Raw genomic sequence first — 17472 nt, 5'->3', positions numbered from 1 at the left:
GGGAATCGCGATGGCGGTGAAGCGGACGGGTCAGTTGAGCCTGGCGGAAGCATTTCTGGGCCAGAAGCTTGCTGGTGGATCCTCGCCGCTCGATCGGCTGTCCGGTCTGGTGAAGTGGTATCGCTTCGAGAAGCTGCTCAACCCGCTACGCGATGGCGGCCCGGGACGTGCGGCCTGGCCGCCATTGGTGCTGTTCAAAGCACTGCTGCTGCAATCGCTCTATGGCTTGTCGGATCGCGAGCTGGAGGAAGCGCTGGGTGACCGGCTGTCGTTCCGGCGCTTTGTCGGGCTTGGCCTTGAGGAGAGCATTCCCGATCACACAGTGCTGTCGCGCTTCCGCAACCTGCTTGTCGGCGAAGGGCTGATGGAAAGGCTGTTTGGCGAACTGGACCGGCAGGTGGAGAAGGCCGGCGTGATCCTGAAGCGCGGCACGATGCTGGATGCGACGCTGATCGATGCGGTCTCGGCGCCGCCGACAGCCGAGCGGCCCTCGAAGGATGCCGATGCCCGTCCCGTGCGGCGGGGCAAGGGCGGCTTTACCTTCGGCTACAAGGCCCATGTTGGGGTCGACGAGGGCTCTGGTCTGATCCGCACGGTGATCACCACGCCGGCCAACGTCAACGACACGGTAATGGCCGATCACTTGATCCGAGGCGACGAGAAGACGGTGTGGGCGGATGCCGCCTATGACACGCATGCCCGGCGTGCTCGGCTCAAGGCCGAGGGCAGGAAGCCGCGCATTGCCCGCCGCCCCAATAAGCACCATTCGCTGCCCGAGCGGCTCAAGCGCTACAATCGCCTGATCGCACGACGGCGGGCGGCGGTGGAGACGACCTTCGCCACGCTTAAGAACCGCATGAAACTGACCACAATCCGCTATGTCGGATTGGCCAAGGCCGCAGCCCAGGTGACACTTGCCGCGATCGCTTTCAACATGCGCCGATGGGCGGCAATCACAGGATAGGTGCGCCTAGCATCCAGCCTAAGGCCGCCCGCCACCATCAAACTCCACCCAAAAGCCAAAAATGAGCGAGACCTCACGGGCCAAACCGCCTCGCGGGTCTGTTCGCGCTAACTGCGCAACAGGCCCCTTGTGGGAGAGGTCGGATTGCCCCGATTTGTCCTTCACAAATCGGATGGCAATCCGGGTGAGGGGTAGTCGGCGCCAAGCTGGAGCACCCCTCATCCGTCTCGGCGCTGCGCGCCGATCCACCTTCTCCCACAAGGGGAGAAGGAAGAAAAACCCCTACTCTTCCGGCTCGGTCGTGAACAGCAGCGGATAGCCCTTGGCCTTGCCGGCATCGGTCGCTCGCGCGGCCTTGGTCTCTGCGACGTCGCGCGTGAAAACGGCGACCACGCAGACGCCGCGCGTATGCGCCGTGATCATCACGCGATGCGCCTGGTCCTCGCTGAGCTTGAATTCGCCTTTGAGCACCGTCACCACGAACTCGCGCGGCGTGAAGTCGTCATTGACCAGGATAACCTTGTAGAGCTTTGGCCGCTCGGTCTTCGGCTGCGTCCTGGTGCGCGGTTTGAGGACAGTTTCAGGCATCGGAATCCGCCAGCTGGGAACTGGGTTCTCGCTTCCACTCTCTCATGCAAGGAAGCATTCGTCCGTTTGCCCGCTACAGAGGCAGACCGACATCCAGCCTTATGTGGGAAAGCGGTGCTTGCCGTTCAACGGCCCGTACGGCGCATGGTTGTGCCGGATCTGCCGGAACCGCCGTCTGCGCTCCATGAAGGCGGCGATCATCCAGGCGACGAAGCCGATCAGCGTCGCGCCGGTCAGCACGATCAGGATCCAGCTCTGTGCCGGCGTGATGTAGTCGAAGCTCGATGAGACCACCGGCGCGAAAAGCTCCGGCTCGGTCCTGCCGCTGGCGGGATCCGGCACCGGGCTGGCGGTGAAGATGATCAACGCTCTCGCCGCCGCGGTGGCAACCAGGCCGCCGAGGGTCAGCGAGCGCATCCGGGACGAAAGCCGCTTCTTCATGCGGATTGTCCTACAGCAGCGGCATTGCGATCGGGTTAAGGATCGGAAGCAGCGCGGCGGAAGCCGCCGGTGTCAGGCTTCGGCCGCCATGAAGCCGCTCCGGCCGATGGGGCCGGAGCGGTCTTGAAAGATCAGGACTGAAGCCTGGATCAGGACTTCTTCTCGACCTTCTTCGGGGCCTTCTTGACCGGGCACTTGTGCGTCTTGGTCACCTTGCAAGCCTTCTTCGCCGCGACCTTCTTCGGAGCGGCCTTCATCGGAGCGGCAGCGGCCGGAGCAGCGGTCGTGGTCGAAGCAGCCGGAGCAGCGGTCGTCGTGGCGGCGGCGTTGCCGAGAGCCGGCATCGAGAAGGCGAGAGCGACAGCGAGACCGAGGGCGGAGAGGAGGGACTTCTTCATGGCTTCATTTCCTTTTTCATGCGGGTCGAGGAGGTGAGCGTCACTGAACCGGGTCGATCGGTGTCACTCCAAGCAGCTTCAAAGCATTTGCGAGCATCCGGATACCCTGCGCCTGTTTCTTGGCGGCGCAGAACCGGTTTCCCCTTCTTTGAAGTGCCTTCGCCGCGGTGACCTGCGTTGCCGCGGCATGGGTTTCGAGGGCTTCGTCAACTTGACGGTTGAGATCGGTGCAGCGCTCGGTCCGGGTCAGCGGCGTTACCTTTGCGTTGGAGGCCCCGACCGCGGCTGTGATGAGCGACATGCTGAGCAAAGCACCCATCACGCTGATCCAGAACCTCTGCATCGGTCTTGCCCGTTACTCCGGAAACTTGCGTCGCAGCCGATGACCTGACCGCCACGACACCGGTTATGCCCTTGAAATTTTTCACGAGTTTTTCCCGACTGTAGAATTTTGTTTCTGGATTGTTTCTGGGCGAGCCAATCCATGCCGTATGGGCGCCACTGGCCAAGATGTGGCCCGAATTCTATCGTGTGGGTGATTTGAGCAGGGCCGGCTTGGCCACCAGCATGACAGGGTTCCAGTGAAATCCGACGCGCACATACTGATCGTCGATGACGACAAGGGCATACGGGACCTGCTTCAGGAATTCTTCCAGAAGCGGGGCCTGCATACGACGGTGGCCGCTGACGGCGCCGAGATGGAGGCGATCCTGCGCCGCGCGCAGGTCGACCTGATCGTGCTCGATGTGATGCTGCCGGGAAAGAGCGGGCTGGAGCTTTGCCGCGAGATCCGCGCCAACCATACGACACCGATCATCATGCTGACCGCGGTGACCGAGACTACGGACCGCGTCGTCGGCCTCGAGATGGGCGCCGACGACTATGTGCCGAAGCCCTTCGATCCGCGCGAATTGCTCGCCCGCATCCGCGCGGTGCTGAGGCGCAACGGCACGGCCGAGCTGCGCCGACCCGCCAGCAAGCAGATCTACCGCTTTGCCGGCTGGACCATGGATTGCTCGCGTCGCCGGTTGACGGCGCCCGACGACGTGCGGGTGGAACTGACGATGGCGGAGTTCAACCTGCTGCAGACCTTCGTCAGGAGCGCGCAGCGCGTGCTCACCCGCGAGCAGCTCATCGAGCTTTCGGGCGGCGACACCGGCTACAGCTTCGACCGCAGCGTCGACATCCTGGTGAGCCGCCTGCGCCGCAAGATGGAGGACGACCCGAAGACGCCGAAGCTGATCCTGACCGTGCGCAGCGGCGGCTATCAGTTTCTCCCCGAAACGACCTCCGAATGAGACGCTTCCTGCCGCAAACCCTGCCTGTCTGGGTTCTGCTCATCGTCATTGCCGGCCTGATGATAAGCCAGGTCGCGACCCTCTATATCGTCTCGCGCGACCGCGCTGCGGCCAATGACGTCGTCGACCTTTACCGGCTGAACGATCGCGCCTTCTCGCTGGTGCAATTGATGCACGACGCCACGCCCGAGGAGCGCAAGGCGACCGCATCCGGCCTGTTCAACGCCACCTATGCTCTGACCGTTTCGGAAACGCCTGCCGTCACCTCCTCGATCGCCGGCGACGATCAGCTTGCCGAGCTGGAGGACATTCTGGTCGGCCGCCTGTCCAAGTTCGGCATCACCGACGCGCGTGTGCGGCGCGACCCGGCAACGCAGGAAGCCGATGCGCCGGAGGGCGAGGTGATGAACAAGGATGTCGGTCAGGTCGAGCGCGACCTGCTGGTGCTGGCGGCGGATTTCGCCCAGAGCGACAAGCTGACGGCGTCGCTGCGCTTTTCCGACGGCCAATGGCTGAACTTCACCGAGCCGATCACGCCGGCCGGGCCGATCCTCAGCGTCGACAGCCTGCCGCTCTATTCGCTGATCGCCGGGCTGGTCGTGGTGATGTCGATCTGGTCGCTGCGCCGCCTGACGGCGCCCTACCGGATGATGGAGACAGCGGTGAACCGCATCGGCAACGACCTGAAAAGCCCGCCGATCGCCGAGACCGGCAGCCGCGAGATCCGTGCCGCGGCAAAAGCCGTCAACGCAATGCAGACGCGCCTGCGCGACTATGTCGAGGACCGCGAGCACCTGGCGGCGGCGCTCGCGCATGACCTGCGCACGCCGCTGACCAGGATGCGGCTGCGGCTCGAGCTGCTGCGCCAATCGGCGGCGCGCGAGGCGCTGGCGCACGACCTCGCAGACATCGAAAGCATCGCGAGCTCGGTGATCGACTTCGCCAAATTCGAGGTCACGGAGGAAAAGGCCGAGCGGATCGATTTCTGGTCGCTGGTGGAGTCGGTCGCCGACATGTTCGAGGATGCTTCATTCGACGACGACGCCACGCCCACGCGCGGCCTGATCTGCATCGCGCGGCCGGTGGCCCTGCGCCGCTGCATCACCAATCTCGTCCAGAACGCGGTCACCTACGGCAAGAAGGCGCATATCGGCGTGCGAAGGTCGGGCAACACCATCACGCTCAGCATCCGCGACGAAGGTCCGGGCATTCCGCAGGCAAAGCTCGATCAGGTGTTCGGCTCCTTCGTGCGCCTCGAACAGTCGCGCAACCGCGAGACCGGCGGCCTTGGCCTCGGCCTGACCATTGCCCGCAACATCGCCCGCGGCGCCGGCGGCGAGATCAGCCTTTCCAACCATCCCGCCGGTGGCCTGCTGACGGAGCTGCGCCTGCCGCTGGCAGCTTGAGTCAGCAGGGGCTTTCCCGGCTTATGCCGGGACTGGATTGCCAGCGCCATCCTTGTGATAGTGCTGCCCGCTCGACAGCGTCGAGCGTCCTCTTGGACGCGCGAAGGACGCCGTAGCCCTTAAATTTGGTGCATGATCCTTTCCGAACCGAAGGTCAGCGAAGCAAAAATCGATTCCGATTTTCGGGGTCATGCACGAGGAAACGAAGCATGTTCTACGCGATCCTTGCCTATCATGTCGAAGAGACCGTCCAGTCCTGGACATCCGAGGAGGATGCAGCCCTGATGAAGGACCTGCTCGAGATCAATGACAGGCTGACCCGCGCCGGCAAGCTGGGGCCGGCGGCGAGGCTGGACGGGACCGGGAAAGCCGTCACGTTGCGCGGCCCGGGCGACGGCATGGTGATCGACGGTCCCTTCGCCGAGACCAAGGAGCAGTTGCTCGGCCTCTATGTGCTGGATTGCGCAGACCAGGACGAGGCGGTCGCGGTGGCGCGCGACCTCAGGCGCGTCAATCCCACCGCCGTCTACGAGATCCGGCCGATCATGCTCTATCTGCCGGGCGCGCCGCTGGCCTGATTTCCGGGAAAAGGGGGCGGGTTCACCGCAGCGGGCGATGGCCTGCGGTGCGGCCGCCGCGAGCCGCAATGTCGGCAGGGGCTTCGTCGGCCGGATAGCCGAAATCCTTCAGTTCAGGCATCGACAGGCTGGCCAAAGCCCTGCGCTGCGCGGCGTCCTGGCGGCGGCGCCGGACCCCGGCGAAGATCGTGGCGATATTGGCGGCGAGCGCGCCGGCAAGGCGGGTGGTCGGCTGAAAGGTCCTGATGCTGATGTTGGTCATTGTCATTCTCCCTCGTTTCGAACTCACGAGGGCAATGTCCCATCGGCACGCTTTGCCAGTGTTTATCCAGGCGTGAAACCGCCGGAAAAACCGCGGATCGGAGCGCTAATTCGCCGTTAAGTCGGCGGCGGGACGTGATAATGTGCCCGGGGCTTTTTCACGGGGGCCGGAGTGCACATCCGATTGCTTGGCGGCATCGAGGTTGTCTCCGCAGGCGGACAACCTCTGCATTTTGCGACGCGCAAGACGTCGCTGCTCTTTGCCGCGTTGGTTCTGGCCGGCCCCAAGGGCCTTCGCCGCGAGAGGGTGGCGGCGATGCTGTGGGCCGGCAGTGGCGAGCAGCAGGCGCGAAACAGCCTGCGCCAGGCCCTGGTCGACATCAGGCGGCTGTTTCCGTCCACGGGCGACGAGGCCATTCGCATCGAAGGCAATGCCGATACCATCTGGCTGGCGGCGAATGCCGACGAGGCCGACATCTGGGCTTTCGACCGAAGCTGCAAGGACGATGATGGCACGAGCCTCGCGGCAGCGGCCGACCTCTACCGGGGCGAGCTCCTCGACGGGCTGTCTTTCCCCAGTGAGATCGATGAATGGCTTGCGCCGCTTCGGGCGAGCTACACCCGCAAGGCGCTGGACCTTGCCGAGCGGCTGAGCCTCCTGCGTGAGCTGGATTCGCACGAGGAACGGGCCTGCGAAAGGCTGGCCGAATGTCTGGTGACGCTCGACCCATGCGCCGAGCAGGCCCACCGCGCCCTGATCCGCATCTTTCGCCGCCGCGGCAAGACCAACGATGCCTTCCGCCAGTTCCTGGCCTGCAGGGAAGCGCTGAAGCGCGAGCTCGGCGTTGAGCCCGAAGAAGCGACGCGGACGCTGGCCGAATCTGTCGAAGGGCCCAATATAGAGCGCCTGAAAGCGCCGGGAGCCGATGGCGGGACGCCCGAGGTCGAACTGTCCCATCTGGAAGTGAAGACGGAGCCGCCGCGTCCGGCAGTCTCGGTGCCGGAAAAGCCGTCGATCGCCGTCCTGCCGTTCCAGAACATGAGCGGCGACGCCGAGCAGGACTATTTCACCGACGGCGTCGTCGAGGAGATCACGACGGCGCTGTCGCATGTGAACTGGCTGTTTGTGATCGCGCGCAATTCCGCCTTCGCCTACAAGGGCCAGGCGGTCGACGTCACCCGCGTGGCGCGCGAGCTCGGGGTCCGCTACGTGCTGGAGGGCAGCGTCCGCAAGGCCGGCAGCCGGCTGCGCGTGGCGGGCCAGCTCATCGAGGCGGCGGCGGGGGTGAGTCTGTGGGCCGACCGCTTCGAAGGCGACGTCTCGGAGGTGTTCGAATTGCAGGACCTCGTCGCCTCCAGCGTCATCGGCGCGATTTCGCCCAGGCTCGAACAGGCCGAGATGGCGCGCGCCAAGCGCAAGCCCACCGAAAGCCTCGACGCCTACGACCACTACCTGCGCGGCATGGCGAGCCTTTACCGCTGGACGAGGGAGGGGCAGGAGGAGGCGCTGCCGCAGTTCTACAAGGCCATCCAGCTCGACCCCGATTTTGCCGCCGCGCAGGGCGCTGCCGCCTGGTGCTATTTCTGGCGGATGGCGAATGGCTGGATGACCGACCGGCTGAAGGAGACCGCCGAGGTCTCCCGGCTGGTCGGCAACGTCGCCATCGCCGGCCAGGATGACGCCGTGGCGCTGGCCTTCAGCGGCCTGGCGCTGGGCTACGTCATCGGCGACTACGAGGCCGGTTCGGCACTGGCCGACCGCGCGCTGATGCTGAACCCGAACTGCGCAGCCGCCTGGAGCGCCAGCGGCTGCCTCAAGGCCTGCCACGACGACCCGGACATCGCCATCGAGCACATGTCGAGGGCAAGGCGGCTAAGCCCGCTCGATCCGTTGACCTTCTTCATGCAGTCCTTCACCGCCTTCGCCCATTTCGTCGCCGGCCGCTACGACGCCGCATGGCCGGTCGCCGAAGCGGCTTCGCGCGCGCAGCCTTACTATCTCACCGGCCTACGCGTGGCGGCGGCCAGCGACGCCATGGCCGGCAGGCTGGATGCCGCGAGCAAGCACATAGCGCACTCGCTGGCGCTCGACCCGGAACTGACGCTTTCCAACCTCAAGCACCGGGTGGGACAGATCAGGCCGGACTATTTCGCCAGATATGTCGAGGCGCTGCGGCTGGCCGGCCTGCCCGAATAGCAGAATTTGGGACACTCTCTTCAATCCGGTAGCGTCGCTGCCTCGATTTCCTTTCCAATGCGAAGCGTTTCGCGCACCAGGAGATCGAGGTCCTCGCGGCGCGTCCGGTGGTTGGTGATCGCGACCCTCAGGCAGTGCTGGCCGCGCACGGTGGTGTCCGACAGGGCGGCGATGCCCTCTTCCTGCAGCCTGAGCATGATCTCGGTGTTGAGGGCCTTGAGCCGCTCCTCCGATGCAGCTTCAAGGCGATGGCGGAAGCAGACGATGTTGATGGTGGTCGGCGCCGTCAGCTCGAGCGCCGGCTCCGCCTCGATCAGCCCGGTGAGATGAGCGGCCTGGGCGATGTTCTGATCGATGAGCCGGCCGAACTTCTCGGCGCCGTGCTCCCTCAGCGCCATCCAGATTTTCAGCGCGCGAAAGCCGCGCGAGGTCTGCAGGCCGTAGTCGTGCAGCCATTGCCCGGAAGCGAGGCCCCGCGGGGTCGATTCCAGATATTCGGGCGTGACGGCGAAGGCGTTCCGGTGGGCGGAGGCATCGCGAACCAGCGCGCAGCCCGCCTCGAACGGCGCGTGCAGCCACTTGTGCGGATCGAGCGCGATGGAATGCGCCTGCTCGATGCCGGCCACAAGCGCCCTGTTTTGAGGCGCGATTGCAATCAGCGCGCCGATGCAGCCGTCGACATGGAACCAGAGGTCTTCCTCCGCCGCCAGCGCGGCCAGCGCCTGCAGGTCGTCGACCGCGCCGGTGTTGACGGTGCCGGCGGTGCCGATCACGCAGGCCGGCTTGAAACCCGCCGCGCGATCCTCGGCGATGGCCGCCTTGAGCGCAGCAATATCGATGCGCAGGCCCGCATCGGTCGGAATCCGCCGCAGCGCCCGGTTGCCGAGGCCGAGCGCTTCCATCGCCTTGCGGTGGCAGGAATGGACCTGGTCCGAGGCGTAGAAGCGCAGCGGCCGTGGGATCGCCCCGACGCCCCTTTCGCGAACATCGACGCCCGCCTTGACATTGCGCGCCACGGTCAGCCCGATGATGTTGGCCATCGAGCCGCCGCTGACCAGCGTGCCGCTGGCCGAGGTTGGAAAGCCGACCATCTCCTTGCACCAGTCGACCACCTGGCTGTCCATGAGCCCGGCGGCATGGTTGCCGCCGCCGAGATTCGAGCCCTGGATCGCCGCCAGGAAATCGCCGAGCGCGCCGGTGAAATTGCTCGAGCCCATATACCAGGACCAGAAACGCGGATGGACGTTGCCCATCGGGTAGGCCATCACGTTGCGGGCGACGTCGCCGTAGACATCGGCAATCGATGTCGGCTCGCGCGGCAACGTCGCCGCAAAGAAGGCGCGGACCTCGTTGGGCATCTCGCGCCACACCGGGCGGTCCCGAACATCCCTGAGGTAACCGATGGCGTCGTCGACGACCCGGTGCGACAGCGCCTGCACATCGGTCCAGTCCGGCGGATCGAGGGTTTCTTCCATCACCGTCGTTTCCTGCAAGTTGTCCATCCGCTTCTCCCCCAAAAAGGCACGCGACCATTGGGTGGCGTGCGAAATCGTCGAGCGGCGCCGCCATCCGGACGGATAGCAGCGCCGCGCGTTGTCTTCAGGCCTCGAACTGGCAGCTTGGCGTCGAGCGCGACAGCGCCATCTCCTCGGCGTCCATCTCCGCCTCGATGCCGTCGAAGAGCGGCGTCGACATGTAGCGCTCGCCGGTGTCGGGCAGCATGCACAGGATCACCGAACCGGCCGGAGCGGTTCCGGCGATCTGGCGTGCCACGGCGAAGGTGGCGCCGCCGGAGATGCCGGTGAAGATGCCTTCCTGCTGCGCCAGCGCCTTCGCCCACTTGATGCCTTCCGGACCGGGGATCGGCACCACTTGGTCATAGTAGCGCCGGTCGATCGCCTCCTGCAGCACGTTGGGGATGAAATCCGGCGTCCAGCCCTGGATCGGATGCGGCTCGAAGGCCGGATGGCTGGCGGCCGGCGCGCCGCCCGCGCCGCGTTCCTGCCCCTTGCCGCTGCCGATCAGCTGGGCGTTCGCAGGCTCGGCAAGCACGATGCGGACATCCGGCCGCTCGCGGCGCAGCACCCGGCCGACACCGGCGACCGTACCGCCGGTGCCATAGCCGGTGACCAGCACGTCGAGCCTGGAGCCCGCGAAATCGTTGATGATCTCGCGCGCCGTCGTCGCCTCATGGATGGCGGCATTGGCTTCGGTCTCGAACTGGCGCGCCAGGAACCAGCCATTGGCTTCGGCGAGTTCCACCGCCTTCTTGTACATCCCGAAACCCTTCTGGGCGCGCGGCGTCAGCACCACCTTGGCGCCCAGCATGCGCATCAGCTTGCGGCGCTCGACGGAGAAGCTGTCGGCCATCGTCACCACCAGGGGATAGCCTTTCTGCGCGCAGACCATGGCAAGGCCGATGCCGGTGTTGCCGCTGGTCGCCTCGACCACCGTCTGGCCGGGCTTCAGCTTGCCGCTGCGCTCGCCTTCCTCGATGATGTTGAGCGCCAGCCGGTCCTTCACCGAGGCTGCCGGATTGAAGAATTCGGCCTTCACATAGATCGTCGCGTGCGCCGGGCCGAGATTGTTGATGCGGATGACCGGCGTGTCGCCGACCGTGTCCAGAATGCTGTCGAACAGCCGGCCGCGGCCGGCAGTGGTCCTGATTTTCAACTGCTGCAACATGGGCTTTTCTCCTCGGTATCTCACGTGCCGGTTACAGACCGGCGACTTCGGCGGCGCGGTTTCGACACCTTGCCGCGCTAGGCTGCTGAACCAGCCGCAAATGCGGCAACGGCGCATTCCGGCACGGAATGGGGCTGCCGGATGCTTCCTGTCGTCTTTGGTGATAGAACATGGACCAGCTGGTCAGCGTTGGAGAGAGCGTGGAAATTTACGTGGAATCCACCCGATCGAGCCTGAACGACACAACCCCCGGCCTGTCCCTGCGACTGCTTGGGCAACTGACGATTACCCGTGATGGCGAGCCGGTCAGGTTGCCGTCCTCGCGCAAGCTGCGCGCGCTGCTTGCCTATCTGGCGCTCGCGCCGCATCCCGTCAGCCGCAGCCGGCTCTGCGAGCTTTTGTGGGATGTTCCCAATGATCCGCGCGGTGAGCTTCGCTGGTGCCTCAGCAAGCTTCGCGGCGCGCTCGACGAACCGGGTCTGCACAGGATCGAGACCGAGGGCGACACCGTGGCGCTTCGTCTTGCCGATACGAACGTCGATGCCCTCGAAGCCGCCGCCGCCGTCGCCGAAGGGATCGAGACGCTTGGCCTCGGGCGCCTTCGCGCGCTTGCGCCACTCTTCGCCGGCGAATTCCTGGACGGGCTCGAGCTCGATCGGAGCCCGCATTTCACCAGCTGGCTGACCGCGCAACGCCGCCGTTTCAATTCATGCCATGTCGCCGTCCTGGAGCACATGATTGCCCTTCTCCCGCAGGGGGCCGATGACGCCGCTGCCTATCTGGACAAATGGCTGGAGCTGGCGCCGTTCGACGGGCGCGCGCATGTGGCGCTGCTGGAGAACCTTGCGCGGCGCGGCCAGATCGGCGCCGGCGAGGAACATCTGGCCACCGCGGCGGAGCTTTTTCACTCGGAAGAGCTGGATTTCACCCCTTTGCGCGAGGCATGGCACGAGATTAGGGCCCGGAACGCCAGCGCGGCGCCGTGCGCGCGGTCCGGGCCGGGTCTTGTGGCCCCGCAACCGCCGATCGTTGCCGTGGAAGACGAACGCGCAGCGTTGCGCCGGGCCTCGCTGGCGGTGATGCCGTTCGCGGAAAGCACCGCCAATTTTCGCGGCGGGCTTGCCGATGGCCTGACCCACGACATCATCACGCGCCTCGCCAAGCTTCGCGATTTCTTCGTCATCGCCCGCGGATCGGTCTTCGCACTGGCCGAGAAGGACATCGCGCCGGAGGATGCGGGGCGCAGGCTCAATGTCGACTATGTGGCGACGGGCTCGGTCCGCAGCCTTTCGGGCAGGGTGATCGTCTCGGTCGAGCTCGTCGAGGTCCGCACCGCGCGGATCGTCTGGGCCGAAACCTTCGAGCACAGGCCGGACGAAATCTTTGTCGTCATCGACGATATCGGCAACAGCATTGTCTCCTCGATCGCCGCCGAGATCGCGACCGTCGAGCGAAACCGGGCAATGCTGAAGGCGCCGAACTCGCTCAATGCCTGGGAAGCCTATCATCGCGGCCTCTGGCACATGTACCGCTTCACCCGTCAGGAAAACGAGCTGGCGCAGCAATTCTTCAACGACGCCCTGAAGCTCGACCCGACCTTCGCCCGCGCCTACGCCGGGCTTTCCTTCACCCATTGGCAAAATGCCTTCCAGCGTTGGGGCGATCGCGACCGGCAGACGGCACTGGCTTTCGAAGCCGCCGGCCACAGCCTTTTGGTCGACGACCGCAATCCCGCGGGTCACTGGGCGATGGGCCGCGCCTTGTGGCTGCGCGGCGACCAGGACGGCTCGCTGCTCGAGCTAGCTGTGAGCTTTCGGGAGGTTGTCCATTCGGACCGGACCGAGGAGACTGGAGTTACCACGCTTCAGCATCCATCGGAGGATCCGAATGAACATCCATAAGAATGCCCGTCTCACACCGCTGCGTCGAGAGGAGATGGCGCTGTCGGTGATAGAAGGCGCTTTCTCCAAAGCCCATGCGGCGCGTGTCTACGGCGTGTCGGCCAAGATCGTGGCGCGCTGGGTCGAGCGCTACAAGTCCGAAGGGCGGGCCGGCATGATCGACCGTTCCTCGCGGCCCGCCCATATGCCGCAGGCCACCGCTGCGTTGATCGCCGAGCGCATCATGGCGCTGCGGCGGCAACGTTGGACCGGCAAGCACATCGCCCATGAGGTCGGCGTCTCGCCCGCCACCGTTAGCCGGGTTCTCAAGCGTGCCGGACTGTCGCGGTTGCGGGATATCGAACCGGCCGAGCCGATCCGACGCTACGAGCGCGAGCATCCTGGCGAGATGATCCATATCGATATCAAGAAGCTCGGTCGTTTCGAGCGCATCGGTCATCGCATTACCGGCAAGCGCACCGGCAATGCCAGCTCGCGCGGCAGCAGTTGGGAGTTCGTCCATGTCTGCATCGACGACGCCTCCCGCATCGCCTTCTCGCAGATCCTGCCCGACGAGAAAAAAGAAAGCGCCATCGCCTTCCTCAAGGCGGCGGTGGCCTACTACGCCAGCCTCGGCGTCACGATAGCCCGCGTCATGACCGACAACGGCTCCTGCTACAGATCAAAGGCCTTCGCCAAGGCCTGCCGCGATCTCGGCCTCAAGCACGTCAGGACAAGACCCTATACACCCAAGACCAATGGCAAGGCCGAGCGCTTCATCCAGACAGCACTGCGCGAATGGGCTTATGCCATCGCTTATCCGACTTCAGATCACCGCGCCGCAGAGTTGCCGGTCTGGCTGCACAGATACAATTGGCACCGTCCCCACGGGAGCCTAAAGTCCAAAACACCTATCAGTCGCCTCGCTCTAACCGAGGACAACCTGTTGAGGCTCCACAGCTAGCAAAGGCCGTCGACCTCAGTCCGAACTTCGCGCTCGGCCACTATGCGCTGTCCTTCGTCCACTCGCAGTCGGGCGATCCGCAGTCGGCGATCGGCTCATCCGATCACTCGCGCCATCTCAGCCCCTTCGATCCGCTGCTGTTCGGCATGATGGGGGCGCGCGCCATGGCCCATGCCCGGCTGGGTGAATACAACGAGGCCGCCGAATGGGCGCTCAAGGCGGCAGCCAGGCCCAATGCCCATGTCATCATCCTGGCGATTGCAGCGCATTGCTTGGCGCTGGCCGACCGGCAGGACGAAGCGCGGAACTTTGCCGCGGCGATCCGCACCACATGGCCTGACTATCGGGCCGACGATTTCATCGCCACCTTCCGCTTCGACCGGGACGGCGAAGCCCTGTTCCGCAGGGGCGCGAAGCTCATCGGGCTGCACTGAGTCTGCTCTGCGTCAATGCACGAGCGGGCCGCTGGCCTTCCGCCACGCATCCATGCCGCCCTGGATGTGGCGGGCGCTCGATATTCCGACATCCTGCGCGGCCTGCACGGCCATCGCCGAGCGCTCGCCGAACGCGCAGTAGAACAGGATCTGCCTGGCTGTCGATTTCGCCAGCTCATGCAGCATGCCGCCGACGGCGATGTTCTCCTGCAGCCGCGCATAAGGCAGATGGATCGCGCCGGGGATGACCCCGTGGCGCTCCCGTTCTGACTGCTCGCGCAGATCGACCAGCGCCACGTCGGGCCGGCCGACCAGCGCCAGCGCCTGTTCCGCCGTCACCGACCAGCCGCGGCTGGCGATATCATCCTGGTGCAGCCCGACCCGCATGTTGGCGGGCACAGCGACATCCATCATCTTCGGATTGGACAGCTTGAGATTGTTCATGATGTCGACATATTCGTCCACCGACTTCACCTGCAGGCGCGGATTGAAAGCCTTTTCCTCACCGATCGTCGACACGGTCTCGCCCTTGTAGTCATGCGCCGGGAAGATCATCGTCTCGTCGGGAAGCTTGAGCAGGCGGCCGAAGATCGATTCATATTGCTGGCGCGGATCGCCGTTCTGAAAGTCAGTGCGGCCGGTGCCGCGGATGAGCAGCGTATCGCCGGTGAAGACCCGGTCGGGCAGGATGAAGCTGTAGGAATCGTCGGTGTGGCCAGGCGTATAGATGACGTCGAGCGCCAACCCTTCGATGGCGAGCTTGTCGCCGTCGGCAAGCCGCATCGAGACGACATCGGCCTTGGTCTGTTCGCCCATCACGGTGATGCAATGCGTCTTGTCGCGCAACGCCCCGAGCCCGGTGATGTGGTCGGCATGGAGATGTGTGTCCACGGCCTTGACCAGCCTGAGGTCGAGCTCGTTGACGAGTTGCAGGTAGCGCTCGACCTTCTCCAGCACCGGATCGATGATCAGCGCTTCGCCGCCGCGGCGGCTGGCGAGCAGATAGGAGTAGGTGCCCGAAACGGAATCGAAGAGCTGACGGAAGATCATTTGCCGCATACCCCGCTGCAGTTCGCACCGCCGGGCATTCTCCGCGCGGTCGCGGCAATATCCTACCGCAGAGACCCGCTGGAGCGGAATGGATTTCGAAAAATATGTTCCAGGAGCCGGGCCTTCCCTGTAGCCACGGAGCGACAGTCCCAAACCGTAAGCAGGCGCCGGAGTTTGTCGAGCCTCGTCAAAAAGCCTTCCTGAGGCGAGCCCGGCCTCGGACAGTGAAGGCGTTGTCGCTCCCGTAACCGGCCTCGAAGCCGGCATTCAGGGTCATGCCGGCACCGACCTCCGCCGCGACGTCCGCGCCGGCGAAGCCGCGAAACACCGCCTTTCTGCCGCCGGCGGCAAAAGAGATGTCCTGGCCAAGCAGTGTCGCCGACAGCTCGTCGCTATCTTGCGCGATCGCGTCGATCCCGGCACGGAGGGTGGTTTGCCAAGTCTGGCTCGGCGTGCTGACGGGCGCCAAAGCCAGCGCGAGTTGGCCACGCGCCTCGAACACGTTGACGTCGCGCCCCGAGACGGCGAGATCGCCGTCCGAGCCGGTCTCCGAGTAGTCGTCGAGGATGAGCCCCACGTAACGCAGCCGCAGGCTGGGTACCAGCGTGCCGGCCATGACCGGCATACGCGTGCCGAGCGTCACCGACGGGCTGAGGAAGACGCCGTTGAAATCGGCTCGCGCTGTCTCGACGCCGCCGAGCGCCAGGTTGTTCGCGACACGGCGGCGGCTCCGCTCCTGGAGCACCCCGGCAACGAATGCCGCCTCGGCAAAACGCGCTCCTCCGTCATAGCCCAGATAGCCGCCCGCAAATACGCCGCGATGGACGATTTCCTGCGCGTCGTGGTCGACCTCGGTCGATCCGGCAGCGCCTCCCAGCAGCACGCCACCCAGGAAGCCGTCGCCCGAGCGCCTTTCAGCGCCGGCGACCACGCCGCCCAGCGCCTCGCTGAACCCGGCCGACGCGCCGGAAGCGCCCTGGGAGCGTATCGCGCCAAATGTGGAGATCCAGGAGTCCGGACCGTTATGCGGCGCAAGCACGTCGCCGCCTGGGGTGGGCATGCGCGCCTCGACGGCGCCGACTATGCCGTCGACAATATCTTCGACCAGTGGCGCGCTGCTCGCAAACCCGCTGGTGTCGACCACTGCCACGCTGTTGCCGCTCGTCACGAATGGCCTGCCGCCGGTCAGGATGGTTTGCGGCGGCCCGCTTCCGACGAAGCTCATGACAGCGTTCAGTGCGGGGCCGAATGTGAGGGTGTTGCCGCCGCCGGAAAAGGCGATCGGTCCCTGGATAGCCGTGCCGCCCAAAAGGTTCAGCGTGGCTCCAGGCGCGCCGAAATAGATTGCCGCGCTCTGGTCGCTGAAGACGCGGCCAGAGTTGGTGATGACCGAATTGTCGCCCAGCGCCGCGATGCCCACGGCGCTCGCACCGTCCACGACGACCGAACCGGAATTGGTGATCGCCGCATTGCCGGACAGGGTACCGATACCTGTCGCGCCCGTGCCGGAAACGCCGACGGGGCCGCTGTTGACGATTGCAACGTCGTTGCCGCTGGCGCCGATGCCAATGGAAGCCAGCCCCGACACGGCAATCGACCCGGTATTGTCCACCCGCAGGCCGTCGTTCTGCCAGACGATCCCGGCGGCGGCGATACCAAAAGCCTCGATCGAGCCGCTGTTGGAAATCCTCAGGTCCGGTCCGGCGCCTATGATGCCCGCGGCGGCCGCGCCGGCAACGCCGATGAAGCCGCGGTTGTCGATACGCCCGCCGGGCGCATCGCTGATGATGCCGTATGTGGCGACCCCCAGCGCCTCGATCGCACCGTTGTTGACGATGTGCGCGTTCCCGCCCTCGGACAGGATGCCGATGGAGGCATCGCCTATCGCCAGGATGGTCCCGTCGCTGAGAATCGCCGCGTCCAAGCCCTGCGAATTGACGTTGATGGCGCCGCCGCCCGACGTTTCAACCAAACCGTGGTTGTTGAACCTCTGGGCCGGGCCGAACATCCGCACGGCATCGATACCGGCGCCAGATGTCTCGATGGCTCCCGTTGCACTGACAGCGCCGGTGTCGCCGGCGCCGGTCATCGTTTGCTGGCCGGCAGTCACGCCATTGCCGATGACAAAACTCTGCGAGCGCGCCGCGCCGCTTTCAAGCGAGACCGCGGCGAGAATTGACAGCGCAACCGCGCCGGAAAGCCCAGCATGCGACGTCGGCATCCCCCTCGCATGGGCACGCAACTAGCCGACTCTGCGCCCGACGGAAGCGAAAAACAAGCCGGAGGCGACGTGCCCGGCGCTGGCGCAATTTCCAGGAAAACTGTGAA

16 protein-coding genes and 1 pseudogene are annotated in these 17472 nt (G+C 65.4%); 8 read left to right on the top strand and 9 right to left on the bottom strand.

Annotated elements, in window-relative coordinates:
* The first annotated feature begins 10 nt into the window (after nucleotides 1–10).
* Nucleotides 11–964 (top strand): IS5 family transposase, encoded by a 954-nt coding sequence (locus tag EJ067_RS25815; protein ID WP_126088007.1) that lies wholly within the window; start codon nucleotides 11–13, stop codon nucleotides 962–964.
* Nucleotides 965–1246: 282 nt separating this feature from the next.
* On the opposite strand, the gene clpS is transcribed toward EJ067_RS25815, so the two are convergent.
* The 4 genes from clpS to EJ067_RS25795 all read right to left on the bottom strand — a co-directional run bounded on the left by clpS (nucleotide 1247) and on the right by EJ067_RS25795 (nucleotide 2734).
* Nucleotides 1247–1552, bottom strand: a complete 306-nt coding sequence (gene clpS, locus EJ067_RS25810) for an ATP-dependent Clp protease adapter ClpS (protein ID WP_126088006.1) — start codon at nucleotides 1550–1552, stop codon at nucleotides 1247–1249.
* Between the two features lie 99 nt (nucleotides 1553–1651).
* Nucleotides 1652–1993 carry a hypothetical protein gene (locus tag EJ067_RS25805; RefSeq protein WP_245468041.1) on the bottom strand — a complete coding sequence of 114 codons (342 nt, stop codon included), beginning with the start codon at nucleotides 1991–1993 and terminating at the stop codon, nucleotides 1652–1654.
* A gap of 149 nt (nucleotides 1994–2142) precedes the next feature.
* On the bottom strand, nucleotides 2143–2391 hold the full coding sequence (locus EJ067_RS25800) for a hypothetical protein (RefSeq protein ID WP_126088005.1): 249 nt from the start codon (nucleotides 2389–2391) through the stop codon (nucleotides 2143–2145).
* Between the two features lie 40 nt (nucleotides 2392–2431).
* Nucleotides 2432–2734 carry a hypothetical protein gene (locus EJ067_RS25795; protein WP_126088004.1) on the bottom strand — a complete coding sequence of 101 codons (303 nt, stop codon included), beginning with the start codon at nucleotides 2732–2734 and terminating at the stop codon, nucleotides 2432–2434.
* 238 nt (nucleotides 2735–2972) lie between these two features.
* Between EJ067_RS25795 and EJ067_RS25790 the strand changes: the two genes are divergently transcribed.
* The 3 genes from EJ067_RS25790 (at nucleotide 2973) to EJ067_RS25780 (ending at nucleotide 5673) form a co-directional block, all read left to right on the top strand.
* Nucleotides 2973–3689, top strand: a complete 717-nt coding sequence (locus tag EJ067_RS25790) for a response regulator transcription factor (protein WP_126088003.1) — start codon at nucleotides 2973–2975, stop codon at nucleotides 3687–3689.
* Nucleotides 3686–5095, top strand: a complete 1410-nt coding sequence (locus EJ067_RS25785) for an ATP-binding protein (protein ID WP_126088002.1) — start codon at nucleotides 3686–3688, stop codon at nucleotides 5093–5095. Before EJ067_RS25790 ends, EJ067_RS25785 begins: the two co-directional genes overlap by 4 nt.
* A gap of 209 nt (nucleotides 5096–5304) precedes the next feature.
* Entirely contained in the window at nucleotides 5305–5673 is a 369-nt protein-coding gene (locus EJ067_RS25780; protein ID WP_126088001.1) for a YciI family protein, read from the top strand.
* A gap of 22 nt (nucleotides 5674–5695) precedes the next feature.
* Here EJ067_RS25780 and EJ067_RS25775 read toward each other — a convergent pair whose 3' ends face one another.
* On the bottom strand, nucleotides 5696–5935 hold the full coding sequence (locus EJ067_RS25775; RefSeq protein WP_126088000.1) for a hypothetical protein: 240 nt from the start codon (nucleotides 5933–5935) through the stop codon (nucleotides 5696–5698).
* Between the two features lie 171 nt (nucleotides 5936–6106).
* Here EJ067_RS25775 and EJ067_RS25770 point away from each other — a divergent pair, with 171 nt between their 5' ends.
* The gene (locus EJ067_RS25770; RefSeq protein WP_126087999.1) at nucleotides 6107–8131 is read left to right on the top strand and encodes a BTAD domain-containing putative transcriptional regulator; all 2025 of its coding nucleotides are present in this window, start codon (nucleotides 6107–6109) and stop codon (nucleotides 8129–8131) included.
* 20 nt (nucleotides 8132–8151) lie between these two features.
* Here the strand turns inward: EJ067_RS25770 and EJ067_RS25765 are convergent, their stop codons facing one another.
* Both EJ067_RS25765 and EJ067_RS25760 read right to left on the bottom strand, forming a co-directional pair.
* Complete coding sequence (locus EJ067_RS25765) at nucleotides 8152–9633, bottom strand: pyridoxal-dependent decarboxylase (protein ID WP_126087998.1); 1482 nt, start codon at nucleotides 9631–9633, stop codon at nucleotides 8152–8154.
* Nucleotides 9634–9730: 97 nt separating this feature from the next.
* The gene (locus tag EJ067_RS25760) at nucleotides 9731–10816 is read right to left on the bottom strand and encodes a pyridoxal-phosphate dependent enzyme (RefSeq protein WP_126087997.1); all 1086 of its coding nucleotides are present in this window, start codon (nucleotides 10814–10816) and stop codon (nucleotides 9731–9733) included.
* Nucleotides 10817–11028: 212 nt separating this feature from the next.
* Here EJ067_RS25760 and EJ067_RS25755 point away from each other — a divergent pair, with 212 nt between their 5' ends.
* The 3 genes and pseudogenes from EJ067_RS25755 to EJ067_RS25745 all read left to right on the top strand — a co-directional run.
* Nucleotides 11029–12717: a transcriptional regulator gene (locus tag EJ067_RS25755; protein ID WP_245468040.1), complete on the top strand. Its 1689-nt coding sequence runs from the start codon at nucleotides 11029–11031 to the stop codon at nucleotides 12715–12717.
* On the top strand, nucleotides 12704–13660 hold the full coding sequence (locus EJ067_RS25750; protein ID WP_126063820.1) for an IS481 family transposase: 957 nt from the start codon (nucleotides 12704–12706) through the stop codon (nucleotides 13658–13660). The genes EJ067_RS25755 and EJ067_RS25750 overlap by 14 nt, the downstream gene beginning before the upstream one ends.
* Nucleotides 13654–14094, top strand: a pseudogene (locus EJ067_RS25745) (transcriptional regulator); the annotation flags it as partial. The gene EJ067_RS25750 and the pseudogene EJ067_RS25745, both read left to right, overlap by 7 nt.
* A gap of 12 nt (nucleotides 14095–14106) precedes the next feature.
* On the opposite strand, the gene EJ067_RS25740 reads toward EJ067_RS25745, so the two are convergent.
* Together EJ067_RS25740 and EJ067_RS25735 are read right to left on the bottom strand one after the other, a co-directional pair.
* A complete protein-coding gene (locus tag EJ067_RS25740; RefSeq protein ID WP_126087995.1) occupies nucleotides 14107–15144 on the bottom strand; it encodes an MBL fold metallo-hydrolase in 1038 nt (345 codons plus the stop codon).
* Nucleotides 15145–15331: 187 nt separating this feature from the next.
* Complete coding sequence (locus EJ067_RS25735; RefSeq protein WP_126087994.1) at nucleotides 15332–17365, bottom strand: autotransporter outer membrane beta-barrel domain-containing protein; 2034 nt, start codon at nucleotides 17363–17365, stop codon at nucleotides 15332–15334.
* Between the last annotated feature and the right edge of the window lie 107 nt (nucleotides 17366–17472).

This window comes from Mesorhizobium sp. M1D.F.Ca.ET.043.01.1.1 (genome assembly GCF_003952385.1).
Classification (GTDB): Bacteria; Pseudomonadota; Alphaproteobacteria; order Rhizobiales; family Rhizobiaceae; genus Mesorhizobium.
This window is presented reverse-complemented; position numbering and strand designations above follow the sequence as displayed.